Below are 24,154 nucleotides of genomic sequence, written 5' to 3' on the forward strand. Positions count from 1 at the left end.
ATGGACGCACGGCGACCTCCCGCCGGGCCCCGGCCGGCCGAGGTCCTGACCACGTCGACGGCCGAGGTCGTCTCGGTACGTCCGGCCGGCCGCTTCGACGTGGTCGGGCTGACGGTGTCCCACGGGCACGACGGCTGGGGCAGCGCACGGCCGGGCCAGTTCGTGGTCGAGCCGCGCGACCCGGCGGCGGGCACGGTCCGGGCCCGCGTGCACTGGCTCGCCGGCTCGGACCAGGACCCGGTGCACGGCACCACGGCCGAGCTGGTGCTTCCCGCGGACCGGTCGACGACGCCCGGCGACCGGATGAGGCTGCTGGGCCCCCTGGGGCAGGGCTTCCCGGCACCCCGTCAGCCGGTGCCGGTGCTCCTCGTCGGCCACGAGGGCGGCGCCGTCCCGCTCCGGTGGCTCACGGCGCGCCTGCGCTCCCGGGGCTGCGTCGTGCACCTCGTGCTCTCGGCCGACGACCCCGAGCTGCACCTGGACCTGCCCTTCCTGCGCCGGCACGCCCGCAGCGTGGTGCTGACGACCTCGGTCGACCTCGTCGACGCCGTCGCCGGGTGCTGGAGGAGCTCACCGGCCAGGTGGGCGTCGTGTATGCGGCCACGCCCCCGCACCTGCTGCCTCGGCTCGTCGACGCGGCCGGTGCGCGGGGCGCGGCCTGCCGGGCCAGCGTCCTGGACGTGGGCGGGCAGGACGTGCTGTGCGGCACGGGATTGTGCGGAGGGTGCGACCTGGAGCTGCCCGGCGGTCCGGCCGCCGGGCAGCTGCTGCGTGCCTGCACCGAGGGCCCGGTGATCCCGGGGGAGTGGGTCGGGGGGAAGTCGGTCCTGAGCGCCGCACGGCGCACGACGCTGCCACGGACCTGGCTCGGCCCGGGCGCGCTGACCGACCCTGCCGCGCTGGCCCGCCTCGAGGGTGCGGACGGACTGCTGCTCCCCGTCGGTCCGGTCGCCACCGGGTCCCGTCGCAGCAGCGACGCACGCACCCGGGTGCACGGGTCCGGCGTCGGCGGGGTCGACCACGACGACGCGCCTGCCCTCACCGTCGAGGTGGCCGGCGCCCGCCTGACCTGGGCCGCCACCGCGGGCCACCGCGTGTGCCTCGCGGTGCGGGGTGCTGCGCCCGAGGAGCTCGCCGCCCCGCTGCAGCAGCTGCTGCGGCACCCCGACGGAGGTGTCGTGGGCGCCGTCGAGGTGGACCTGCGCGGCCGCGACGAGCAGACGGTCCTGCGGGCGACCGCCCGGGTCCGCGAGGCCGCGGGGCGCACCCTGCCCGTCCTCGTCAAGGTGCTGGCGGTCGATCCGCAGCTGGTCGCCGTCGCCCGGTCCGCGGTGGCCGGAGGAGCCTCGGCCGTCGTGGTGTCGGGGCAGGTTCCCCTCGGCGGGGGCCGGTGGTGGACCGGACCCTCGAACGCCGCGACGACGAGGGCCGGACTGCGCTCGCTGTGCTCGGCAGCGGCGGAGCAGCGCTGGCCCGGCACCTTTCTCGTCGCCGCCGGTGGGATCCACTCGGCCACGACCGTCCGTGCCGCACTCAGCGACGGTGCCGACGGCGTCCAGGTGGGCACGGCCCTGTGGGCGGACCCCACCCTGCTGCCGGTGCTGCGGACGGCCGCCGAGGCAGCGCCACCCCCCTCGTCCCCTCGTCCCACCACCGACAGGAGAACCGCGTGACCACCACCCACTTCGGAGCCAGGCTGGCCGAGGCGATGGGACGGCACGGTCCCCTCTGCGTCGGGCTCGACCCGCACCCGCGGCTGCTGGCGGACTGGGGACTGCCCGACGACGCGGACGGGCTGCGCGTCTTCAGCGGTCGGGTCCTCGACGCGGCGGCCGGCAGGTGCGCCGCCGTCAAGCCGCAGTCCGCCTTCTTCGAGCGGCACGGTGCGGAGGGGGTCCGCGTCCTGGAGGAGGTGCTCGCCGGGTGCCGGGAGCGCGACCTGCTCAGCGTGCTGGACGTCAAACGAGGGGACATCGGCTCGACCATGCTGGCCTACGCCGAGGCCTACCTGGCCGACGGAGCCCCGCTGGCCGCCGACTCGGTGACGTTGAGCCCCTACCTCGGCTACGGGGCGCTCCGTCCCGCCGTGGACCTCGCCCGCGCGACCGGCCGCGGGGTGTGGGTCCTAGGACTGACGTCCAACCCCGAGGGCGCAGAGGTCCAGCAGGTCGGGTCGCCGTCGGTCGCCGCCCGGGTGGTCGACCAGGTCGCGGCCGATAACGCCGGCCTGGCACCGTTCGGGGACGTGGGCCTGGTGGTCGGGGCGACCCTCCCGGCGACCCCCTCGGTCCTCGGTCTGGACCTGCCCGGTGCCGGCGCCCCCGTGCTCGCCCCCGGGGTCGGGGCGCAGGGGGCGTCCGGGGCGGACGTGGCGCGGGTCTTCGCCGGTCTGACCGACCGGGTCCTGGTGCCGGTCAGCCGGGGGATCCTCGCAGCCGGACCACGCCCGGACGACCTGGTCCGCGCCGTCACCACGTGGTCCGGGCAGCTGCGCCGTGACCTGGCCCCGGGATGAGCCCCGCGCGGGGTTGGCACACACGCCCGGGTGTGGATAGGTTCACTGCAGCGGACACCCGTCCGTGCACCGACCCAGACGGAGGAGTTGGACCGTGCCCCTTCCCCAGCTGACGCCCGAGCAGCGAGCCGACGCGCTCGCCAAGGCGGCGGAGGCCCGCCGTGAGCGCGCGGCCGTGAAGAACCGGCTCAAGAACGCCCAGGGCTCGCTCAAGGACGTCATCTCCGAGGGCAAGGAGAACGACGTCGTCGGCAAGATGAAGGTCTCGGCGCTGCTGGAGTCGCTGCCGGGCGTGGGTCGGGTCCGAGCCCGGCAGGTGATGGAGGAGATCGGCATCTCCGAGAGCCGTCGGGTCCGTGGGCTGGGCGCCAACCAGATCGCCCAGCTGCTCGAGCGGTTCGGCGAGAGCTGATCCCCGCACAGCAGCCCCAGGTCGCCGGGGAGCCCGAGGGCTCCGTCCCCGCCCGCCGACTCGTCGTCCTGGCCGGGCCGACCGCCGTGGGCAAGGGGACCGTGGCCGCCTACGTGCGTCGCCACCATCCGGGGGTCTGGCTGTCGGTGTCGGCGACCACGCGGCCGCCGCGGCCGGACGAGGTCCACGGCCAGCACTACTACTTCGTCGACGACGCCGAGTTCGACCGGCTGACGCGGGAGGACGATCTCCTCGAGTGGGCGTGGGTGCACGGCCGGGCCCGATACGGCACCCCGCGCGGACCGGTGGAGCAGGTGCTGGCGCAGGGTCGGCCGGCCCTGCTGGAGATCGACCTGCAGGGGGCCCGCCAGGTCCGCAGGGCGATGCCGGACGCGTTGTTCGTCTTCCTCGCACCGCCCTCCTGGGGCGACCTCGTCGACCGGCTCGAGGGACGGGGCACCGAGTCGGCCGAGGAACGCGAGGTGCGGCTGCGCACCGCCCGCACCGAGCTCGACGCCGCCCAGGAGTTCGACGTGACCATCGTCAACGACGACGTTTCCCGCGCCGCGGAGGAACTCGTATCATTGATGGTTGACCCCACCCCAGCAAAGGAATCGTGAGAACGTGACCGGCACCATCGCCCACCCGGACGGCATCACCAACCCGCCGATCGACAGTCTCCTCGAGCGGGCTGACAGCAAGTACGCCCTCGTCATCTACGCCGCCAAGCGGGCCCGCCAGATCAACGCCTACTACTCCCAGCTCTCGGAGGGCCTGCTCGAGTACGTCGGTCCCCTCGTGGAGGCCGACGCGACCGACAAGCCGCTGTCCATCGCGCTGCACGAGGTCGACCAGGGCAAGCTGCACCTGGGCGCCATCGAGAGCTGACCAGGACCAGGGGTATGCGGATCGTCCTCGGGGTCTCCGGGGGGATCGCCGCCTACAAGGCCTGCCTGGTCCTGCGCCTGCTCACCGAGGCCGGGCACGAGGTCACCGTCGTGCCCACCCGCGCCGCGCTGCGCTTCGTCGGCACCGCCACCTGGGAGGCCCTCAGCGGACGCCCCGTCGCGACCGAGGTCTGGGACGACGTGCCGGGCGTCGCGCACGTCCGGCTCGGGCAGGAGGCCGACCTGGTGCTCGTGGCCCCCGCGACCGCCGACCTGCTGGCCCGGGCCGCCGCCGGCCTGGCCGACGACCTGCTGACCACCACGCTGCTCGTGGCGCGCTGCCCGGTCGTGCTCGCCCCGGCGATGCACACCGAGATGTGGCACCACGCCGCGACGGCCGCCAACGTCCGGACGCTGCGCGACCGGGGGGTCCACGTCGTCGAGCCGGCCTCCGGCCGGCTCACCGGCACCGACAGCGGCCCGGGCCGGCTGCCCGAGCCGGAGGAGATCGTCGCCGCCGCGCTGGCCCGCGTCCCGGAGGGGGCGGCCACCGGTCGCGGGGCCGACGGCTCGCCCGCCGACCTCGCCGGACGGCACGTGGTGGTGTCCGCGGGCGGCACGCGCGAGCCGCTGGACCCCGTGCGCTTCCTGGGCAACCGGTCGTCGGGCAAGCAGGGGTACGCCCTCGCGGCCGAGGCGGCCCGCCGTGGGGCCCGGGTCACCCTGGTGTCCGCCAACGTCGACCTGCCCGCCCCCGAGGGGGCCGAGGTGGTCGCCGTCGAGACGGCCCTGCAGCTGCAGGAGGCCGTGCACCAGGCGGTGGCCGACGACGCGGACGTCGTCGTCATGGCCGCCGCGGTCGCGGACTTCCGGCCCGCGGCCTACGCCGCGCGCAAGATCAAGAAGGAGCACGGACCGGACGCGGCGGAGGCGCCGGTGGTCGAGCTGGTGCGCAACCCCGACGTGCTGGCCGGCCTGGTCGCCGACCGGGGGGAGCTCGACCGGCCCTTCCTCGTCGGATTCGCCGCGGAGACCGGCGACGACCAGGGGGACGTCCTCCAGCACGCCCGGGCCAAGCTGGAGCGCAAGGGCTGCGACCTGCTCGTGGCCAACGAGGTGGGCCCGGGGGTGACCTTCGGCCAGGACACGAGCACCGTCCACCTGCTGCGTCCCGACGTCGCGGACGTGCGCACCGTCGGGCCCACAGGAAAGGACAAGGTCGCCGCAGCGGTCCTCGACGAGGTCGTCTCCGCCCTGGGGACGTAGCAGACGGGGCCGTCGGTCCCGGACCGTAGACTGCCCGGGTCAGTCAGCAGCCGCTGCGCAACCGCGAGGAGAGTCGATGGCCCGCCTGTTCACGTCCGAGTCCGTCACCGAGGGGCACCCCGACAAGATCTGCGACCAGATCAGCGACGGCATCCTCGACGAGCTCCTCCGCCAGGACCCGGGCTCGCGGGTCGCGGTCGAGACCCTGGTGACCACGGGGCTGGTGCACGTCGCGGGGGAGGTGCGCACCAGCGGCTACGCCAACATCCCCCAGATCGTGCGCGACACGATCCTGGACATCGGCTACGACAACTCGCACAAGGGGTTCGACGGACGGACCTGCGGCGTCGAGGTCTCCATCGGCGACCAGTCCGTCGACATCGCCGTCGGCGTGGACACGGCCATGGCCAGCCGCGACGAGTCCGGGGCGGACCCCTACGACGTCCAGGGCGCCGGCGACCAGGGCCTGATGTTCGGCTACGCCTGCGAGGACACCCCTGAGCTGATGCCGTTGCCGATCTTCCTGGCCCACCGGCTGGCCGAGCGGCTCAGCCAGGTGCGCAAGAGCGGCGAGCTGGACTACCTGCGGCCCGACGGCAAGACCCAGGTGACCATCGCCTACGAGGGGGACCGGGCCGTGCGCCTGGACACCGTGGTCCTGTCCACCCAGCACGCCCGGGACATCTCCCTGGAGGACCAGCTCACGCCCGACATCCGGGAGCGGGTCATCGGCCCGGTGCTCGAGGAGGCGCACGAGGCCGGGATCGACCTGCACACCGACGGCTACCGGATGCTGGTCAACCCCACCGGCATCTTCACGATCGGCGGGCCCATGGGGGACGCCGGCCTCACCGGGCGCAAGATCATCGTGGACACCTACGGCGGCATGGCCCGGCACGGGGGAGGAGCCTTCTCCGGCAAGGACCCCTCCAAGGTCGACCGGTCCGCCGCCTACGCGATGCGGTGGGTGGCCAAGCACGTGGTGGCCGCCGGGCTGGCGCGCCGCTGCGAGATCCAGGTCGCCTACGCGATCGGCACCGCGCACCCGGTCGGGCTCTACGTGGAGACGTTCGGGACCGGCACGGTGCCCGACGACACCATCCAGGACGCGGTCACCCGGGTGTTCGACCTGCGGCCCGCCGCCCTCGTGGACCAGCTCGACCTCCTCCGCCCGATCTACCGGCCGACCGCCGCCTACGGCCACTTCGGCCGCACGCAGCGCCCGGGGTGGAGAACGCCTTCACCTGGGAACGCCTCGACCGGGTCGAGGAGCTGCGCCGGGCGGTCTGAGCACCGGTGGCGCCGGAGGCGCGGACGGGGGGCGACGAGGTGGAGGAGCAGCTGACGCTGGTGCCCCCACCGGCCGGTGCCCGACGCCGCCGTCGCCCGTCCCCGCCCGCGGACCGGCCCCCGGCCGACCGGGACCCCGTCGCCCAGGTCGTCGTCGACACGCCGCTGCCCCACCTCGACCGGGTCTTCGAGTACGTCGTCCCGCACGACCTGGCCGACGCCGCGCAGCCCGGCGTCCGGGTGCGGGTGCGGATGGCGGGCCGCCAGCACGACGGTTTCGTGGTGGCCCGGGCCGCCGAGGCCGACCATCCCGGCAGGCTGTCGCCGGTCCTGCGGGTCGTGGGCGCCGAGCCCGTGCTCACCGCCGACGTGCTGGCCACGGCCCGGGCCGTGGCCGACCACTACAGCGGCACCTTGGCCGACGTGCTCCGCCTGGCCGTGCCCCCACGGCACGCCCGCGCCGAGTCCGCCGAGCCCCCACCGGCCGAGGAGCCGGCCGGCCCCGCCGCTCCTCCCTCCGCCGGGCAGCCCCCTGGGGCCTGGTCCGCCTTCCCCGCCGGGCCCGCGCTCCTGCGTCGGCTGGCGGCCGGGGAGGCGCCCGTGGCCGCATGGACGGCCCTGCCCGCACAGCCCCCCGGGACGGACTGGCCGGACGCCGTCGCGGAGGCGGTGGCGGCGACCCGTTCCGGCGGGCGTGGTGCGGTGATCGTGGTGCCGGACCGGCGTGACGTCGACCGGGTGCTCGCCGCCGTGTCGGCCGTCGTCGGCGAGCAGGACTGCGTCGCCCTGACGGCCGACCTGGGCCCGGAGGCGCGCTACCGCGCCTTCCTGCGCCTCCTGCGGGGGCACGCCCGCGTGGCCGTCGGCACCCGGGCCGCGGCCTGGGCCCCCGTCCGGGACCTGGGCCTGCTCGTCTGCTGGGACGACGGCGACGACCTGCACCAGGAGCCGAGGGCGCCCTATCCGCACGTGCGCGAGGTGCTGCGCCTGCGGGCCGTCCAGGAGGGTGCCGGCCTTGTGGTCGGTGGCCTGGGACGCAGCGTCCCCCTGCAGGCCTGGGTCGCGACCGGCCTGGCGGCCGACGTGGTGCCGGGCAGGTCCGCCGTGCGGGCGGCGGCTGCGTCGGTGCTCGTCGCCGGTGAGGGGCGGCAGGAGGACCGCGACCCGGCCGCCCGCACCGCCCGCATCCCCAGCCTCGCCTGGCGGGCCCTGCGGGACGGCCTCGAGGAGGGGCCGGTGCTCGTCCAGGTCCCCCGGCAGGGGTATGTCGTGGCGCTGGCCTGCCAGGAGTGCCGCACCCCCGTGCGGTGCCCCCGCTGCGCGGGACCGGTCGGCGTGCCCGCCACCGGCACCGCGCCGGTCTGCCGCTGGTGCGGGCTGCCCCCTGCGGAGGAGACCCGGTGCCGGGCGTGCGGCTCGGGACGTCTGCGGGCGAGCGGCGTCGGGGAGCGACGGACCGCCGAGGAGCTGGGGCGGGCCTTCCCCGGCGTCCGGGTGCTCACGTCCGGCGGTGCCTCCGTGGTCGCGACGGTGGAGGACACGCCCACGCTCGTGGTCGCGACGCCCGGCGCCGAGCCGTGGGCTCCAGGGGGCTACCGGGCGGCAGCCCTGCTGGACGGCTGGCAGCTGCTGGACCGGGCCAGCCTGGACGCGGCCGTCGAGGCGTTGCGCAGGTGGGCCGCTGCCGCCGCGATGGTCCGGCCGGCCCCCCGCGGAGGCCCGGGACGGGTCGTCCTGTGCGGGGTCCCCCCGCACGCCCAGGTCCCGGCCGTCGAGGCCCTCGTCCGGTGGGACCCCGGGTGGCTCGCCGCGCGCGAGCTCGCGGACCGCGTCGAGCTGGGTCTTCCTCCGGTGCGCCGGCACGTGCTGCTGCGCGGCGCCTCCGCGGGCGTGAAGGAGTTCGCCGGCCGGCTGGAGGAGCTCGGCCACCTCCCGCTCGGCGACGTCCGGGCCACCGGTCCCGAGGAGTCCGTGGCAGTCCTGGGGGAGGGGCGGGCAGGATCGTTGCCCGCCGACGTGCGCGCGGTGCGGGCGACGCGCAGCGCGCGCCGGTCCGACGACCAGGTCCGCGCGGTGCTCGACCCCCTCGAGGGCCCGCGCTGAGCCGCCGACGGGCGGGCGGCCGACGTCTCAAACTGGTAACGATCCAGTGACCGTCCGGTCACCGGTGTGGCGTCGGGGCCCCACCCGTGCCTATGTTGCTCTCGCAACCCCCCGGCTCGGTGTCGACCGGGTGCGCGTCCGGAGTGGGACGTGTGCTCCGGCCCGAGCTTCCCACTAGGAGGAACATTGAAGATCAGGCGCGCGACCATGGCCGTCGTGGCGGCCGGAGCCCTCGCCCTGGCCGGCTGCACGTCCGAGACGGACACCCCCGAGGACACCGGCACGACCAACGAGCAGGGCGGCGGCACCGACGCCGAGACCGACGACGAGGAGTCGACCGCCGGCGGCGACGACGACTCGGCGACCTCGGAGGACGGCACCGCTGCCGGCGGCGGCGAGGAGGACACCGCGAAGGCGGACCTGGGCGACGTCCAGACCGCCCAGGACGAGATCTCGTTCTCGACCGGGTCCGAGCAGTACAACGCCTACAACGGCGACACCTCGTCGACCAACTCGACCTACAACGCGGTGGTGAACAACCAGCTCATCGGCGGCTTCTGGTACTGGGGCACCGACGGCACCGTGTACCCCAACGAGTGGTTCGGCTCCTACGAGGTCACCAGCGAGGACCCGCTGACCGTCGAGTACACGATCTCCGACGAGGCGGTCTGGTCCGACGGCACCCCGGTGACCGCGAACGACTACCTGCTCTCCTGGGCCTCCTCCAACCCGGAGTCCCTGGGCGGCGTCGACACCCTCGGCTTCGACCCGGTGTCCGACACCTTCGGGGTCTACGTCCCGGACGGCCTGGAGACCGAGGTGGACTCCAAGGAGTTCACGCTCGTCTACCCCGAGCCCTACCCCGACTGGGAGCTCATGGTCTCCGGCGCGCTCCCCTCGCACGTCGTGGCGGAGCAGTCGGGCATGGAGCCCGGCGACCTGGCCCAGGCCATCCTCGACGGCGACGGCGAGACCGTGGCCCAGGCCTCGGAGTTCTGGAACACCGGCTGGGTCTTCAACGACTACGAGATCCCGGACGAGTCCATCGTCCCGTCCTCGGGTCCGTACACCCTCCAGGGTTCGGTCTGGGAGAAGGACCTGTCCCTGGGTCTGGTCCCGAACGAGGAGTTCTACGGCCCGGCCCCGGCCACGGCCAACCTGGTCTTCAAGTTCGCCGACCCGGGCACCCACGTCCAGGCCCTGCAGAACGGTGACATCAACGTCATCGAGCCGCAGGCCACCGTGGACACCATGGACCAGCTCGCCGGCATGGGCGACACCGTCACCACCCTGACCGGCGACGAGATGACCTGGGAGCACCTCGACTTCAACTTCGCCGAGGGCTCGGTCTTCTCCGACGAGGAGGGTGGCCTGGCCGCCCGCGAGGCGTTCGCGATGTGCGTGCCGCGTCAGCAGATCGTGCAGAACCTGATCCAGCCGATCAACCCCGAGGCTGAGGTCATGAACCTGCGCGAGAAGTTCCCCTTCCAGCCGGACTACCAGGAGGTCCTCTCGGCCGCCTACGACGGCCGGTACGACGAGGTCGACATCGAGGGTGCGGCCGCCAAGCTGGAGGAGGCCGGGGTCGAGACCCCGGTCGAGGTCCGCATCGGCTACTCGGCGCCCAACCCGCGCCGCACCGACGAGGTCACCGCGATCAAGGCCTCCTGCGACGAGGCGGGCTTCAACATCGTCGACGCCGGCGACTCCACCTTCTTCCAGCAGGGCGGCCCGCTGGAGACCGGTGACTGGGAGGTGGCTCTCTTCGCGTGGGCCGGTTCGGGGCAGATCGCCTCGGGCGAGCCGATCTACTCCACCGGTGGCGGCCAGAACTTCGGCCAGTTCTCCAACGAGGAGGTCGACGCGGCCTGGGACGAGCTGGCCTCGTCCAACGACCCGGCCGTCCACCTCGAGCAGGTGAAGAAGATCGAGAAGCTGCTGTGGGACGAGCTCTACGGCATCCCGCTGTTCGCCCACCCGGGCGTCATCGGTCACGACGCCACGCTCGAGAACGTCCGCCACAACTCCACCCAGACGGGTGTGTCGTGGAACGCCGAGCAGTGGGTCCGCGCCAGCTGATCCACCGGCGCTAGCGGTCCGTCCGGGGACGTCGTCCCGGTAGGTCCGTCGCACGCCACGGGGCGGGAGGGCACCAGCCCTCCCGCCCCGCCGCGTGCCCCCTCCGTCGCCCGGTCCGTCCCGTCTCCGACGCGCGGTCGGGGCTCTTCGCCAACGGCCTGCCAGGTCGGTTAGAGTGCCACGTCACCCCCGCCACGACGACGTGGTCCCAGTGCAGGAAGGTATTCCCCGTGCTCCAGTTCATCCTCCGCCGGATCGCCATCTCGGCGGTGATCCTGGTCCTGGGTTCGGCGTTGATGTACTTCGCCACCATCAACTCCGGAGACCCGTTGCAGGACCTGCGGGAGACCCGCGCCGAGAACCGTGAGCAGCTCATGGAGGCGCGGATCCGGAACATGAACCTGGACCTGCCGTGGTGGCAGCGCTACCTGACGTGGCTGACCGGGGCCGGCAAGTGCCTGGTGCTCCAGTGCGACCTCGGCACCACCCGGGACGGCGCCAACGTCAACAGCCTCCTGCTGGGGGCGGCGGGAGCCAGCCTGCGGCTGGTGGCCCTGTCGGTGGCCCTGGCCATCATCATCGGCATCACCCTGGGCGTCCTCTCCGCGATCCGCCAGTACTCCGGGTTCGACTACTCGATCACCTTCCTGGCCTTCCTCTTCTTCTCCCTGCCCGTCTTCTGGGCCGCGGTGCTGCTCAAGGACTTCGGCGCGATCCGGTTCAACAACTGGATGGCCGACCCACAGCTGACGACGGTCGCCATGGGGGTCATCGCGATCGTCTTCGGCCTGCTCATCGCCTCGGTGCTCGGCGGGGACATCCGACGGCAGGCGCTGACCTTCCTGGTGACGGCCGGCGTGGTCTTCGCAGCCGTCTTCTGGTTCGACCGCATCGGCTGGTGGCGCCAGCCCGCCCTCGGCCTGCCCCTCATCATCGTCGGGGGGCTGGCCGCCCTGGCCTTCTTCCTCGTGCTGACCGTGGGTCTGCAGCACCGCCGCATCCTCTACGCCGGCCTGGGGACCCTGGCCGTGGGGGTGGTGAGCTACTTCCTCGTCCAGCCCCTCATCCAGGATCCCTCGTGGGGCCTCGTCCTGCTGCTGGCGCTGGTGTCCGCGGTCGTCGGTGCGGCCATCGGCTGGTTCTTCGGCGGCTTCGAGAAGAAGACCTCCATGGTGGTCAACATCGGCACCGCCCTGGCCTTCGGCTTCCTCGTCTTCATGGACCAGCTGCTGCGCAACTGGGCCGGCTTCCTGGACGTCGCCCCGCAGGGCCGTCCGATCGGGACCATCGGCGACGCCCGCATCCCCTCGGAGCGGCTCGAGGGCAACTTCTGGATCGAGATCTACAACTGGGGCGTCCAGCTGATCCTGCCGACGATCGTGCTGACGCTGATCTCCATCGCCGGCTACAGCCGTTACACCCGGGCCTCGATGCTGGAGACGATCAACCAGGACTACATCCGCACCGCGCGGTCCAAGGGCCTCTCCGACCGGGTCGTCTACACCAAGCACGCGCTGCGCAACGCCCTCATCCCGATCACCACCATCGTCGCCTTCGACTTCGCCGCCCTCCTCGGCGGCGCCGTCATCACCGAGACCATCTTCGGTTGGAAGGGCCTCGGGGCGATCTTCCGCGACGGCCTGAACACCGTCGACCCCGGCCCGGTCATGGCCTACTACCTCGTGGCCGGCGGTGCGGCGGTGCTGATGAACATGCTCGCGGACATCGCCTACGCCTTCCTCGACCCGCGGATCCGCCGGTGAGCGGCGCCGTGAACCGCGACCCGAGCACGACACCGGCGGCGACGACGCCGGCCACGACCATGCGAAGGAACGACCGATGAACGACAAGCCCCCGACCAGCGGCGGGGACCGCCCCGAGCAGGACCGGCCCGAGGTCCCCGGCAGCGGACGCGAGGGTCTCTCCCCGGTGCCGGCCCCCCAGGACAAGGCCGCCCCGCAGGACCCGGACACCATGGACGAGGTCACCGACGGCACCAGCGCCGACGGGGCCCCGGAGATCTACTCGGTCGAGAAGAACATCGACCTGACCGGCAAGTCCTACTCCCAGGGCCAGCTGGTCCGCCGCCGATTCTTCCGCCACCGCGGCGCCATGGTCTCCCTGGTCGCCCTGCTGGCCATCACGGTCTTCGCCTTCACCTCGATCGGCTACGGGGTCATCCCGGGCTGGTGGGGCAAGAACTTCTGGGAGGGCGCCCTGGTGGAGAACATGGGGCGGCCCACCCTGCAGCTGTGGCCGTTCGAGGCGGGGGAGTACCCCTTCGGCCAGGACAACGCCGGCAAGGACTACTTCGCCCTCACGATGCGCGGCACGCAGCGCTCGCTCATCGTGGCCTTCACCGTCGGCATCCTGTCGACGATCATCGGCACGCTCGTCGGCGCCCTGGCCGGCTACTACCGCGGCTGGGTCGAGGCGATCCTCATGCGGGTCACCGACCTGTTCATCGTCATCCCGCTCCTGGTCATGGCCGCGGTGTTCGGCAAGATGGCCGGTGGTGGGATCTGGCCCCTGGCCTTCCTGCTGAGCGTGCTGACCTGGACCGGCCTGGCCCGGCTGGTGCGCGGCGAGGTGCTCTCCCTGCGCGAGCGCGAGTTCGTCGCTGCCGCCGAGGCCATCGGCACCAGCTCGAGCCGGATCATCTTCAAGCACATCCTGCCCAACACCATCGGCACGATCATCGTCAGCGCCACGCTGGCGATCGCGGCGACCATCCTGCTGGAGTCGGCGCTGTCCTTCCTCGGCTGGGGCGTCCGACCGCCCGACACCTCCCTGGGCCTGCTGATCTCGACCTACCAGAACAGCTTCCAGACCCGGCCGTGGCTCTTCTGGTGGCCCGGCATGATCATCCTGGCGATCGCGCTGTCCGTGAACTTCCTCGGTGACGGCCTGCGCGACGCCTTCGACCCCCGTCAGAACAGGACCGCCGACTGATGACGACCACGACCGAGAACTACGGCGACCAGGTGTTCACCGGCTCGGGGACCCCCGGCGAGGGCGAGGAGGTCGTGCTGACCTTCGACGACGTCGACGTCCGCTTCAAGACCGAGTTCGGCAGCGTCCACGCCGTCAAGGGCGTCGACCTGCGGGTGCGCCCGGGCGAGGTCGTCGCGCTCGTGGGCGAGTCCGGCTCGGGCAAGTCCGTCACCTCGATGACGGCGATGCGGCTGCTGCCGTCCAACGCCACCATCGGCGGGGCCGTCAACGTGGCCGGCAGGGACGTCGGTCAGCTCTCCGAGCGGAACATGCGCCGGCTGCGCGGCAACGACGTGGCCATGGTGTTCCAGGAGCCGATGACCGCGCTCAACCCCGTGCTGACCGTCGGCACCCAGATGGTGGAGTCGATGGAGCTGCACCACGTGGCCCGCGGCCAGGCCGCCGTCGACCGGGCCATCGAGCTGCTGGAGATGGTCGGCATCCCCGAGCCGGCCAAGCAGATGAAGAAGTACCCGCACGAGCTCTCCGGCGGTCAGCGTCAACGGGTCGTCATCGCCATCGCGATCAGCTGCGACCCCAAGGTCATCATCGCCGACGAGCCGACCACCGCCCTCGACGTCACGGTGCAGGCGGACATCCTCGACCTGCTGCGCTCGCTCAAGGACAAGCTCAACACCGGGATCTTGCTCATCACCCACAACATGGGCGTCGTGGCCGACATGGCCGACCGGGTCGCCGTGATGTTCAAGGGCGAGATCGTCGAGCGCGGCACCGTGGAGGAGGTGCTGCTGCACCCCCAGCACGCCTACACCAGGATGCTGCTGGGCTCGGTGCCCAAGATGGGGGCCGGCCGCGGCCAGATGGGCATCAGCGTGCGCGAGGAGGTCGACCACGACGCCCCGCTGGCCATCGACCTGCGCAACCTCGTCATCGAGTACCAGCGGATGGGCAAGCCCCCGTTCCGGGCCGTCGACGACGTCAGCTTCCAGGTGCGCAAGGGCGAGATCGTCGGTCTCGTCGGCGAGTCCGGCTCCGGCAAGTCCACGATCGGCCGGTGCGCCCTGGGCCTGATCCCCGCCGCGTCCGGGGAGTTCCGGCTCCTCGGCGAGGACATCACCACGATGAACAAGCGCGAGCTCAAGGCCCTGCGCAAGCGGATCGGCGTCGTCTTCCAGGACCCGGCCGCCTCGCTCAACCCCCGCCTGCCCATCGGCGAGTGCATCGCCGAACCCCTCGTGGTGCACAAGGTGGGCGACCGCAAGACCCGGCAGGACAAGGTCTACGAGCTGCTCGACGCCGTCCAGCTCCCCCGGGAGGTCTTCAACCGCTACCCGCACGAGGTCTCCGGCGGGCAGCGGCAGCGCATCTGCGTGGCCAGGGCGTTGACCCTGGATCCCGAGCTCCTCGTCGCCGACGAGCCGACGTCGGCGCTCGACGTGTCCGTCCAGGCCCGGGTGCTGAAGATCTTCGCCGAGCTGCAGGAGCAGTTCGGCTTCGCCTGCCTCTTCATCAGCCACGACCTGGCGGTGGTCGACCTGCTCGCCCACCAGGTGGTCGTGCTGCAGAACGGCAAGGTCGTCGAGGCCGGGCCACGGGCCCAGATCATGGAGCACCCGCAGGAGGAGTACACCCAGCGGCTGATCGCCGCCGCACCGGTGCCCGACCCGATCGAGCAGGCCCGCCGGCGCCGCGAGCGGCACGAGCTGCTGCGCGAGCAGGGGGAGGAGATCGCCGAGCTGCGCCTCGACGACGCCCAGGAGTTCCGGGCGACGATCTCGGACGAGAAGGACCAGTTCTGACCCCGGCGGCGAGGACCGGCGCCGCCCCGGCGTGGCCCGAGCGGCGGCCGGGGCGTTCCCGACGCGGACGGGTGGCCCGGTGAGGGTCGTCTTCGCCGGGACGCCGGAGGTGGCCGTCCCCACGCTCGAGGCGCTCCTGGCCTCGCCGCACGAGGTGGTCGGGTGCCTGACCCGTCCCGACGCCCGGGCCGGCCGAGGACGCCGGTCCCGTCCATCCCCGGTGCGGGCCGCCGCGGAGGCCGACGGGGTCCCGGTCCTCGCACCGCACCGGCTGGCCGAGGAGGGGGTGGCCGAGCAGCTGAGGGACTGGGCCCCGGACGTCGGCGTGGTCGTCGCCTACGGGGCGCTCGTGCCGCGCGCCCTGCTGGGGCTGCCGGTCCACGGGTGGGTCAACCTGCACTTCTCCCTCCTGCCCCAGTGGCGGGGCGCCGCGCCGTCCAGCACGCCGTCCTGGCCGGGGACGAGATCACCGGCGCGGTGACCTTCCTCCTCGAGGAGGGGCTGGACACCGGACCGGTGCTGGGTCGCCTGACCGAGCGTATCCGGGCCCGGGACACCAGCGGCGACCTCCTGGCCCGGCTGGCCGGGGCCGGGTCCCACCTCGTCGTCGCGACCCTGGACGGGCTGGAGAGGGGCGAGCTGGTGCCCGAGCCGCAGGTCCCCGACGGGGTGAGCCTGGCGCCCAAGCTCACGCCCGGGGACGCCAGGGTCGACTGGACGGTGCCCGCGTTCGCCGTCGACCGTCGGATCCGCGCCTGCACCCCGGCCCCCGGCGCCTGGACCACCTGGCGCGGCGAGCGGCTGCGGCTGCAGCCGGTCGAGCCGGCGGACGCTCCGGGGGAGGGGGAGCCGCTGGGCCCGGGCGAGCTGCGCGTGGAGCGCCACCAGGTGCTCGTCGGCACCGCCACCGTGGCGGTGCGGCTCGGGGACGTCCAGCCGCAGGGCAGGAGGGCCATGCCCGCCGCCGACTGGGCACGCGGCGTCCGACCGCAGCCGGGGGAGCGTTTCGATGGCTGACCGGCCGCCGGCCGGGCGCCGGGGACCGCGGCGCCGGTCGGCCCAGGCACCGGCGCAGCGGCAGCGTCGCAGCGACCCGACCAGGGAGTCGGCCTACCTGCTGCTGCGCGCGGTGGCCCTCCAGGACGCCTACGCCAACCTCGAGCTCCCACGGATCCTGCGGGCCGCCGGGCTCCGCGGCCGTGACGCCGCCTTCGCCACGGAGCTGGCCTACGGCGCCTGCGGATGCAGGGCCTCTACGACGCGGTCGCGGCCCGGGCCGCCGACCGGCCGGCGAGCTCGATCGACCCCCCGGTCCTGGACGTCCTGCGGCTGGGGATCCACCAGCTGCTGGGGATGCGCGTGCCCGACCACGCCGCCGTCAGCGCCACGGTCGCCCTCGCCCGCCAGCACGTCGGCCAGGGGGCGGCCGGCTTCGTCAACGCCGTCCTGCGACGGGTCGGCGAACGCCACCGGGACGACTGGGTCGCGCTCCTGACCGCCGACGAGCCCGACGAGGTGGCCCGGCTCGCGGTGGAGCACTCCCACCCGGCGTGGGTCGTCAGGGCCCTGCGCGCCTCCCTGCTCGCCAGCACGGGCAGCGACGAGGAGCTGGCCGCGCTGCTGGCCGCGCAGAACACCCCCGGCCCCCTCTCGCTGGCGGCCCGGCCCGGCCTCGTCGACGACGCCGAGCTGACGGCGGCCGGCGCACGCCCCTCACCCACGGCCCCCACGGCCTGGACCCTCCCCGCAGGAGACCCCGGTGACCTGGCCGCGGTCCGGGAGGGGCGCGCCGCCGTGCAGGACGCAGGCTCCCAGCTCATCCCGCTCGCCCTCGTGGACGCGCCGCTCGAGGGACCCGACGCCCGCTGGCTCGACCTGTGCGCCGGGCCCGGCGGCAAGGCCGGCCTGCTCGCGGCTCTCGCGCTGGAACGGGGCGTCGAGCTGCGGGCCAACGAGGTCAGCCCGCACCGGGCGGAGCTGGTCCGGCAGAGCCTGCGGGCCGCCATGGACGCGGGTGCCCGGGCGGAGGTGACCGTCGGCGACGGCCGGGACGTCGGTGCGGAGGAGCCGGGGCGCTACGACCGGGTCCTCGTGGACGCCCCGTGCACGGGTCTGGGCGCGCTGCGCCGGCGCCCCGAGGCACGGTGGCGGCGCAGCCCCCGGGACATCCCGGCCCTGGCCCCGCTGCAGCGCGCCCTGCTGGACTCCGCGCTGGAGGCCACCCGGCCCGGGGGACTCGTGGCCTACGCCACCTGCTCGCCGCACCTGGCCGAGACGCACCTCGTCGTGCGCGACGTGCTCAAGGCCCGTGCCGACCAGGACGCCGAGCTCGTCGACGTCCGGCCGCACCTGCGCGACCGGGCGGGTCGGCCGCTTCCCGCCGTCGGCCGGCCCGACGAGCCGTGGGCCCAGCTGTGGCCGCACCGGCACGGCACGGACGGCATGTTCCTGGCCCTCCTGCGGCGGCGCTGAGCCGGCGTCCTCCGGGCACGTCGGCCCCGCACCCCTGGGCGGGCGGGCTCGCACTAGGGTGTGCGCCATGCCCGCCCCGCTGCAGATCAGCCCCTCCATCCTGGCCGCCGACTTCGCCAACCTCGAGGCCGAGCTGAGGCGCATCGAGACGGCCGACTGGGCCCACGTGGACGTCATGGACAACCACTTCGTCCCCAACCTCACGCTCGGGCTGCCGGTCGTCGAGGCACTGGCCAGGGTGACCCGGGTCCCGCTGGACTGCCACCTCATGATCGAGGCCCCCGACCGCTGGGCGGCCGGCTACGCCGAGGCGGGCGCGGGGTCGGTGACCTTCCACGTCGAGGCGGCCGCCGACCCGGTCGCCACCGCCCGCGCGATCCGCGCCGCCGGTGCCCGCGCGGCGTTCGCGGTCAAGCCCGGGACGCCGTTCGCCCCCTACGAGGAGCTGCTCGACGAGGTGGACATGGTCCTCGTCATGACGGTCGAGCCCGGCTTCGGCGGGCAGTCGTTCATGGACGACCAGCTGCCCAAGGTGCAGGCCGTGCGCGAGGCCGTCGGCCGCCGCGGGGGCGAGATCTGGGTGCAGGTCGACGGCGGCGTCTCGGCCGACACCATCGGCCGGTGCGTCGAGGCGGGGGCGGACGTCCTGGTGGCCGGATCGGCCGTCTACGGCGCCGACGACGTCCCCGCGCGCATCGGCGAGCTGCGGGCCCTGGCCCGGCGCCACGCCTGCGGCTGAGGATGCGCCGTGGACGTCTGGAACGACCTCTTCAACGCCCAGCTGAGCATTGCCGGCCACACCATCGCCTGGCGCGAGGTCGTCGGCAACGCCTTCGGCCTGGCCTCCGCCGTCCTCGGGATGCGACGCACGGTGTGGGCCTGGCCGGTCGGCATCGTCGGCAACGCCCTGCTCTTCACCGTCTTCACGGGGGTCTGGTTCGCCAACCCGCAGGAGCACAGCCTCTTCGGCCAGGCGCCCGGCAGGTCTTCTTCATCCTCACCAGCGTCTACGGCTGGTGGGCCTGGAACCGGTCCCGTCGGGGCCGCGCCCACGGCGCCCCCGCGATCACCCCCCGGTGGGCCACCGCGGCCGAGCGCACCGCATACCTCGTCGGGGCCGCGGTCCTGGTCGTCCTCGCCCAGTGGGTGTTCGCGCAGGTGGGGGCCGGCTGGCCGGCGCCCCGCTGGTACTACTGGACCGACGCCTGGATCTTCGTGGGCTCGATGCTGGCCACGTACGCCATGGCCCGGGGCTGGGTCGACTTCTGGCTGGTCTGGATCGCCGTGGACCTCGTCGGCGTGCCCCTCCTGTGGCATTCGGGCTACTACCCCTCGGCGATCCTCTTCCTGGTCTACGGGGCGTTCGTGCTCTGGGGCTTCGTCGTGTGGCGCAGGGCTGCCAGGGTCGAGGCCCCCACGGGTCTGGGACCCGCGCCCAGCGACGACGGACGTACGCTGGTGGAATGACCCCACCGGCCGAGCGGCGCGACCCCTACGCGACCTTCCGTCCCGTCCGCGGGGCGTGGGTGGCCCGGCTGTCCGCGGTGGCCTCCGTCGTCGTCTTCGGCATGGTCGCGATCTTCTCCCCGATGCCGCTGGGTTCCGACCCCGCCCTCATGGTGCTCAACCGGGTGGCGGTCGCGCTCATCGGCGTGGTGATGGCGGCGTTCCTGTGGAGGTATGCCCGGATCCGCGCCGTGCCGGGGCCGCGCGGGCTGCGGGTGGTCAACCTCTTCTCCACCACGGAGGTCGAGTGGGCCCGGGTGCTGCGGGTGGGCTTCTCCGGCGGGGCGTCGTGGGCGGTCCTGGAGCTGACCGACACCGAGGAGCTGGCCGTCATGGCCATCCAGCGCGCCGACGGTGAGCACGCCCGACGGGAGGCCTCCCGGCTGGCGGCGCTCGTGGAGCACCACCACCGCACGGGCGGGGGAGGCGACGCGGGCTGACCGGCCCGCACCCGTCAGCGGTCCTCGTCCTCGACGTGGCCGGGGTCGTACTCCTCCCGGGTGGCCGGCACGCGACGGCGGGCCTCGGCAGGCCCCATCCCGGACAGGACCAGCAGGTCCACGACGGTGGAGCGCACCTGCGCCCGCAGGACCTCGGCGGACAGGCCGGCCTGCGGATGGCTCCAGGTCGAACGGCGGGCCAGGGTGATCAGGTCCTCCTGGACCTCGGCGAGCGGGGCCTGGTCGGCCAGCTGCTCCTGGACCGTGGCGGCGGCCTGGGCCAGCGCCTCGACCATGTCGGTGTAGGTGGGGGGCACGAACTCGCCGTCCTCCACGGCGGCGACGGACCGGCGGACCAGCACCCGGACGTTGCGCACGGCCAGGCCGAGCGGCCCGATCATCTGCTGGATCTGCCGCACCTGCTCGCGGTGGACCCCGGACAGCAGCGGGGCCAGCCGGGCCGCCGCCAGGGCCTCGGCCGTGGCGTCGCGCAGCGCGTCCACCTCCTCGGACAGCTTCCGGGCCGTCGTCAGGGCCCCCCGGGCGCGGTCGAGGTCCCTGCTGCGCAGCGCCTGGGTGGCGTCGGTGAGCACGGCCGCCAGGTGGCCGACGGCGGCCACGGCGCGCTCGCGGGGCCGCTGGGTGGTGGACCGGGTCGGCGCGAGCATGGCGATGACGAGCGCCACCGAGCCTCCGACGAGGGCGTCGACCCACCGGCTCAGCGCGGCGCCCTCGGGCGCCACGAGGGTGGTGACCAGCACGCCCTGGATCCCGGCCTGCATCATGAGCAGCTGTCCCGCGCCGAGCAGGACCGCCAACGACATCGCGGTGCCGGCGACGAGGAGGATCTGCCAGGTGCCCGAGCCGAACCACTGGACGAAGACGTCGGCGGTGAGGATGCCGATGGCCACGCCGACGGTCAGCTCGACGATCCGGCGGATGCGGTCGCCGTAGGTCAGCCCCAGGCAGATCATCGCGGTCACCGGGGCGAAGAACGGCAGGACGTGCCCCACGAGGTGCCGGGCGATCCACCAGGCGAGGGCGGCGCCGACGGCGATCTGGACGATCAGCCACGCCCGGGCCCGCAGCCGCACCCACCGTTCCCGGGCCGACCCGGGGGAGACCTCCAGCCGCAGCCGGTCCCAGGCCCGGGCCGGGACGAGGCTCAGCTGCTCCCGGCGGGTGCTCATGGGTCCAGTCTGTCCCACTCCGGGGCCGACCACCGGGTCCGGCCGACCACGGTGTCGACGAGCCCGTCCCACCGGGGACGGGTCGCCAGCACCGCATCCTCCTGCTCGGCCCAGTGGTCCCAGTGGGGCGCGAAGGTCTCCCCGTCCCGGGCGAGGGCACGGACCCGGCGCACCGTGGCCGGGGCCTCCAGCCACAGCCGCACGTCGAAGCTGCCCGCGCACGGGCTGGCCAGGTCCCCACGCCCTCGACGACGACGACCGGGCGTGGTGGCACCACGACCGTGGGACCCGGTCGGCCGGCGTCCCAGTCCCAGGACCGGTAGCGACCGGGCCGCCCGGCCAGCAGGGGTGCGACCACCTCCTCGCAGAGCCTGGGCAGGGCCGGGGCCAGCCCGGACCAGCCGGGGTAGAGCGCATCCAGGTGGACCACGTGCGCCGGGTGCCCGGCGGCCGCCAGCAGCTCGGCGGCGGCGAGCGCCAGGTCGGTCTTGCCGGCGCCGCTTCGCCCGTCCACGCCCACGAGCACGGGTCGCCCGCCGACCAACGGCCCGACGCGTCCGAGCAGGCCGCGCCACCAGGTGGGCTCGCCGCCGGCCGGCCGGTCGGCCATGCGGGTCAGACGGACCGGTGGTGCCGGTCGAGGGCGGCCAGGTCGGCGTCCTCGCCCGTGGCCTCGACCCGGGCGACGGCGTCCCGGCCGAAGGCGTGCAGGGTCAGCTCCAGCGGGGTGCCCCGGAGGACCACCGTTCCGGCACGACCGGGCGGCCGCCTCAACGACGCCCGCCCGTGCCCCTCGGCGACCACGACCACGCCGACCGGCGCCCGCCCGTAGAGCATCCGGCCGCTGCGCCGCAACGAGGTCCACAGCGCACGCTGCACCTCCTCGGGCAGCCGGGTGGGCTCCCAGTCCGGCTGGGCCCGCACCATGTCCTCCAGGTGCACGGCGAGCTCGGGGACGTTGACCAGGTCGTCCACCGCCCCCACCGAGGTCGGCCACCAGCGGGCCGGTCCGCGACGCACGGCCTCGGCCAGCTGCGGCAGGTCCCACCGCCCGGCGACGCGGTCCTGGACCTGGTCGGTGTGCCGACGCAGCGGGCCCACGTCGAGGCCGATGCCGGGCAGCACGTCGGGGCGGGACTCCCGCACGACCAGGTGGGCCATGAGGTCGCGGACCCGCCAGGGGTCGCACAGTGTCGGGGCCTGCGGGCCCAGGTCCAGGGCAGTCGAGGCGAGAAGGTCGCGCAGCAGCGGTGTGGACGTCATCCCCCCATCCCACCACGACCGGGACGGTGGGCGGTCCCGGACGTGAGAGGATGGCCGGTCGTTCCCTGCTGCCCGCTCCTGACGGAGGTCGACCCACCATGTCCGCGGCCAGTCCACCGGTCCCCCGCCCCGCGCCCAGCCGTGCGGTGCTGCGCCGCGGCCTGAAGGTCGTCTGGTCCGGCATCCGGCAGCAGCCGCGCCCGTTCGCGGTCGCCGTCGTCGGAGCCGTGCTCTGGGCGGGCGCCACCGTCGGCACCGCCGGCGCGATCGGCTGGGTGACGCGGACCGTGATCACCCCTGCGGTGGACTCGGGCACGGTGACCGCCGTCGGGCTCTGGACGATCTTCGGCGTGCTGGTCGCCGTCCTCCTCGTCAACGTGGTCGGGGTGATCCTGCGGCGGGTGTGGGCCACCGTCGCCGGCTTCAACCTGCAGGCCGCCTACCGGCGCCGGGTGACCCGGCAGTACCTGCGCCTGCCGCTGTCCTGGCACCACGCCCACCCCTCCGGCCAGCTGCTGTCCAACGCGCACGCCGACATCGAGGCCACCTGGCAGGTGTTCAACCCCCTGCCGATGGCCATCGGCGTGCTCTTCATGCTCGTCATCGCCGGGACGATGATGGTCGTCGTCGACCCCCTCCTGGCGTTCGTGGGGCTGCTCGTCTTCCCCGGCCTGTTCGCCGCCAACCTCGTCTTCCAGCGGTTCATGTCCCCCCGGATCACCCGCGCCCAGCAGCTGCGGGCCGAGGTGGCCGAGGTCGCCCACGAGTCGTTCGAGGCCGGCCTGGTCGTGAAGTCCATGGGCCGCGAGGAGGAGGAGACCGCCCGCTTCACCGCCGCCACCCACGAGCTGCGCGACTCCCTCATCGAGGTGGGGCGCACCCGGGGCACCTTCGAACCGGTCATCGAGGCGATCCCCACGCTGGGCACCCTCGCGGTGCTGGGGGTGGGCACCTGGCAGGTCTCGCAGGGCGACCTCGTCGCCGGGGACGTGGTCCAGATGGCCTACCTGTTCTCCATCCTGGCCTTCCCGGTCCGCGCCCTGGGCTGGGTGCTCGCCGAGCTGCCGCGCTCGGTGGTGGGCCACGACCGGGTCCAGCACGTCCTGCAGGCCGAGGGGGGTATGGAGTACGGCGACGGCCACCTCTCCCGGGAGGGGGGTGCCGTGGAGTCGGAGCTGCGGGGCGTGAGCTACACCCACGCGGGCGAGGAGGAGCCGACGGTCCACGACGTCGACCTCGTCGTGCCCGCCGGGAGCACCACCGCCCTCGTCGGCCCGACCGGGTCGGGGAAGAGCACGCTGACCAACCTCGCGCTGCGGCTCGTCGACGCCGGCGGCGGCACCGTGCGCCTTGCCGGCCGGGACGTCCGCGAGCTGGCCCACGGGGTGCTGCCCTCGGTGGCCACCCTCGTGGCCCAGCAGACGTTCATGTTCGACGACACGGTGCGGGGCAACATCACGCTCGGGGAGGAGTCCGACGACGAGGCCGTGTGGGAGTCGCTGCGGATCGCCCAGGCCGACGGGTTCGTCCGGGCCCTTCCCGAGGGGCTGGACACCGTGGTCGGCGAGCGGGGCGGCACCCTCTCCGGGGGGCAGCGCCAGCGCATCGCGCTGGCCCGGGCGATCTGGCGCCGGCCCCGGCTGCTCGTCCTCGACGACGCGACGAGCGCGGTGGACCCCTCCGTCGAGCAGGCCATCCTGGCCGGGCTGCGGGAGGCGCGGGACGGCATGACCGTGCTCGTCGTGGCCTACCGGATGGCCACGATCACCCTCGCCGACCAGGTCGTCTACCTCGAGCACGGTCGCGTGGTCGACCAGGGCCCGCACGACGAGCTGCTCGAGCGCTGCGACGGCTACGCCGACCTGGTGCACGCCTACGCCCGGGAGGCGGCGGAGCGGGCCGCCGTCGCCGCCGCCGAGGAGCCGCAGGAGGAGCACGCGTGAGCACCACCCCGTTCAGCTCCAGCCGGATCGAGGC

At 74.1% G+C, this 24,154-nt stretch carries 19 protein-coding genes and 4 pseudogenes; 20 read left to right on the plus strand and 3 right to left on the minus strand.

Features of this window, described 5'->3' with window-relative positions; genetic code table 11:
• The 19 genes and pseudogenes from BJF81_RS17755 to BJF81_RS14910 all read left to right on the plus strand — a co-directional run bounded on the left by BJF81_RS17755 (position 1) and on the right by BJF81_RS14910 (position 19,724).
• Entirely contained in the window at positions 1 to 795 is a 795-nt protein-coding gene (locus tag BJF81_RS17755) for a hypothetical protein (protein WP_075958985.1), read from the plus strand.
• The gene (locus tag BJF81_RS14830; RefSeq protein ID WP_143780894.1) at positions 681 to 1,673 is read left to right on the plus strand and encodes an iron-sulfur cluster-binding protein; all 993 of its coding nucleotides are present in this window, start codon (positions 681 to 683) and stop codon (positions 1,671 to 1,673) included. The genes BJF81_RS17755 and BJF81_RS14830 overlap by 115 nt, the downstream gene beginning before the upstream one ends.
• Positions 1,670 to 2,515, plus strand: coding sequence for an orotidine-5'-phosphate decarboxylase (gene pyrF / locus BJF81_RS14835; protein WP_075958987.1), 846 nt, complete (start codon positions 1,670 to 1,672; stop codon positions 2,513 to 2,515). The genes BJF81_RS14830 and pyrF overlap by 4 nt, the downstream gene beginning before the upstream one ends.
• Positions 2,516 to 2,609: 94 nt before the next feature.
• On the plus strand, positions 2,610 to 2,927 hold the full coding sequence (mihF, locus tag BJF81_RS14840; RefSeq protein ID WP_075958988.1) for an integration host factor, actinobacterial type: 318 nt from the start codon (positions 2,610 to 2,612) through the stop codon (positions 2,925 to 2,927).
• 86 nt (positions 2,928 to 3,013) lie between these two features.
• Entirely contained in the window at positions 3,014 to 3,547 is a 534-nt protein-coding gene (gene gmk / locus BJF81_RS14845; RefSeq protein ID WP_237770274.1) for a guanylate kinase, read from the plus strand.
• Between the two features lie 4 nt (positions 3,548 to 3,551).
• The gene (gene rpoZ / locus BJF81_RS14850) at positions 3,552 to 3,815 is read left to right on the plus strand and encodes a DNA-directed RNA polymerase subunit omega (protein WP_075958990.1); all 264 of its coding nucleotides are present in this window, start codon (positions 3,552 to 3,554) and stop codon (positions 3,813 to 3,815) included.
• 14 nt (positions 3,816 to 3,829) lie between these two features.
• Entirely contained in the window at positions 3,830 to 5,080 is a 1,251-nt protein-coding gene (gene coaBC, locus BJF81_RS14855; RefSeq protein ID WP_075958991.1) for a bifunctional phosphopantothenoylcysteine decarboxylase/phosphopantothenate--cysteine ligase CoaBC, read from the plus strand.
• 76 nt (positions 5,081 to 5,156) lie between these two features.
• Positions 5,157 to 6,370: pseudogene (gene metK / locus BJF81_RS14860) on the plus strand (methionine adenosyltransferase).
• Positions 6,371 to 6,409: 39 nt separating this feature from the next.
• Entirely contained in the window at positions 6,410 to 8,473 is a 2,064-nt protein-coding gene (locus tag BJF81_RS14865; protein WP_075959054.1) for a primosomal protein N' family DNA-binding protein, read from the plus strand.
• A 186-nt stretch (positions 8,474 to 8,659) separates the two neighbouring features.
• Complete coding sequence (locus BJF81_RS14870; RefSeq protein WP_187345523.1) at positions 8,660 to 10,552, plus strand: ABC transporter family substrate-binding protein; 1,893 nt, start codon at positions 8,660 to 8,662, stop codon at positions 10,550 to 10,552.
• A 230-nt stretch (positions 10,553 to 10,782) separates the two neighbouring features.
• Positions 10,783 to 12,315: an ABC transporter permease gene (locus BJF81_RS14875; RefSeq protein ID WP_075958993.1), complete on the plus strand. Its 1,533-nt coding sequence runs from the start codon at positions 10,783 to 10,785 to the stop codon at positions 12,313 to 12,315.
• 76 nt (positions 12,316 to 12,391) lie between these two features.
• Positions 12,392 to 13,504, plus strand: a complete 1,113-nt coding sequence (locus BJF81_RS14880; protein WP_446740569.1) for an ABC transporter permease — start codon at positions 12,392 to 12,394, stop codon at positions 13,502 to 13,504.
• Complete coding sequence (locus BJF81_RS14885) at positions 13,504 to 15,306, plus strand: ABC transporter ATP-binding protein (protein ID WP_075958994.1); 1,803 nt, start codon at positions 13,504 to 13,506, stop codon at positions 15,304 to 15,306. The genes BJF81_RS14880 and BJF81_RS14885 overlap by 1 nt, the downstream gene beginning before the upstream one ends.
• Before the next feature lie 109 nt (positions 15,307 to 15,415).
• Positions 15,416 to 15,861 (plus strand): annotated as a pseudogene (locus BJF81_RS19985) (methionyl-tRNA formyltransferase); the annotation flags it as partial.
• Between the two features lie 165 nt (positions 15,862 to 16,026).
• On the plus strand, positions 16,027 to 16,323 hold the full coding sequence (locus BJF81_RS19990) for a hypothetical protein (RefSeq protein WP_237770286.1): 297 nt from the start codon (positions 16,027 to 16,029) through the stop codon (positions 16,321 to 16,323).
• A pseudogene (locus BJF81_RS14895) lies at positions 16,316 to 17,778 on the plus strand (RsmB/NOP family class I SAM-dependent RNA methyltransferase). The gene BJF81_RS19990 and the pseudogene BJF81_RS14895 overlap by 8 nt, the downstream one beginning before the upstream one ends.
• A gap of 67 nt (positions 17,779 to 17,845) precedes the next feature.
• Positions 17,846 to 18,517 (plus strand): ribulose-phosphate 3-epimerase, encoded by a 672-nt coding sequence (gene rpe, locus BJF81_RS14900; protein WP_083664276.1) that lies wholly within the window; start codon positions 17,846 to 17,848, stop codon positions 18,515 to 18,517.
• A gap of 9 nt (positions 18,518 to 18,526) precedes the next feature.
• Positions 18,527 to 19,245, plus strand: a pseudogene (locus BJF81_RS14905) (nicotinamide mononucleotide transporter family protein).
• On the plus strand, positions 19,242 to 19,724 hold the full coding sequence (locus BJF81_RS14910; RefSeq protein WP_075958995.1) for a PH domain-containing protein: 483 nt from the start codon (positions 19,242 to 19,244) through the stop codon (positions 19,722 to 19,724). Before BJF81_RS14905 ends, BJF81_RS14910 begins: the two are co-directional and overlap by 4 nt.
• A gap of 14 nt (positions 19,725 to 19,738) precedes the next feature.
• Here BJF81_RS14910 and BJF81_RS14915 read toward each other — a convergent pair whose 3' ends face one another.
• The 3 genes from BJF81_RS14915 to BJF81_RS14925 form a co-directional block, all read right to left on the minus strand.
• Positions 19,739 to 20,914 carry an FUSC family protein gene (locus tag BJF81_RS14915; RefSeq protein ID WP_075958996.1) on the minus strand — a complete coding sequence of 392 codons (1,176 nt, stop codon included), beginning with the start codon at positions 20,912 to 20,914 and terminating at the stop codon, positions 19,739 to 19,741.
• Complete coding sequence (locus BJF81_RS14920) at positions 20,911 to 21,117, minus strand: hypothetical protein (RefSeq protein WP_075958997.1); 207 nt, start codon at positions 21,115 to 21,117, stop codon at positions 20,911 to 20,913. Before BJF81_RS14920 ends, BJF81_RS14915 begins: the two co-directional genes overlap by 4 nt.
• Before the next feature lie 412 nt (positions 21,118 to 21,529).
• Positions 21,530 to 22,177, minus strand: a complete 648-nt coding sequence (locus BJF81_RS14925; protein ID WP_075958998.1) for a TIGR03085 family metal-binding protein — start codon at positions 22,175 to 22,177, stop codon at positions 21,530 to 21,532.
• Between the two features lie 50 nt (positions 22,178 to 22,227).
• Between BJF81_RS14925 and BJF81_RS14930 the strand changes: the two genes are divergently transcribed.
• Positions 22,228 to 24,120, plus strand: a complete 1,893-nt coding sequence (locus BJF81_RS14930) for an ABC transporter ATP-binding protein (protein WP_237770275.1) — start codon at positions 22,228 to 22,230, stop codon at positions 24,118 to 24,120.
• Positions 24,121 to 24,154: the final 34 nt, after the last annotated feature.

The organism is Ornithinimicrobium sp. CNJ-824 (genome assembly GCF_001942405.1).
In the GTDB taxonomy this organism is placed as follows: domain Bacteria; phylum Actinomycetota; class Actinomycetes; order Actinomycetales; family Dermatophilaceae; genus Ornithinicoccus; species Ornithinicoccus kibberensis.

Coding starts and splice junctions, on each gene's coding strand:
- BJF81_RS17755 (WP_075958985.1), top strand. CDS start 1: ATGGACGCACGGCGACCTCCCGCCGGGCCCCGGCCGGCCGAGGTCCTG.
- coaBC (WP_075958991.1), top strand. CDS start 3,830: ATGCGGATCGTCCTCGGGGTCTCCGGGGGGATCGCCGCCTACAAGGCC.
- BJF81_RS14880 (WP_446740569.1), top strand. CDS start 12,392: ATGAACGACAAGCCCCCGACCAGCGGCGGGGACCGCCCCGAGCAGGAC.
- BJF81_RS14885 (WP_075958994.1), top strand. CDS start 13,504: ATGACGACCACGACCGAGAACTACGGCGACCAGGTGTTCACCGGCTCG.
- rpe (WP_083664276.1), top strand. CDS start 17,846: ATGCCCGCCCCGCTGCAGATCAGCCCCTCCATCCTGGCCGCCGACTTC.
- BJF81_RS14910 (WP_075958995.1), top strand. CDS start 19,242: ATGACCCCACCGGCCGAGCGGCGCGACCCCTACGCGACCTTCCGTCCC.
- BJF81_RS14915 (WP_075958996.1), bottom strand. CDS start 20,914: ATGAGCACCCGCCGGGAGCAGCTGAGCCTCGTCCCGGCCCGGGCCTGG.
- BJF81_RS14925 (WP_075958998.1), bottom strand. CDS start 22,177: ATGACGTCCACACCGCTGCTGCGCGACCTTCTCGCCTCGACTGCCCTG.
- BJF81_RS14930 (WP_237770275.1), top strand. CDS start 22,228: ATGGCCGGTCGTTCCCTGCTGCCCGCTCCTGACGGAGGTCGACCCACC.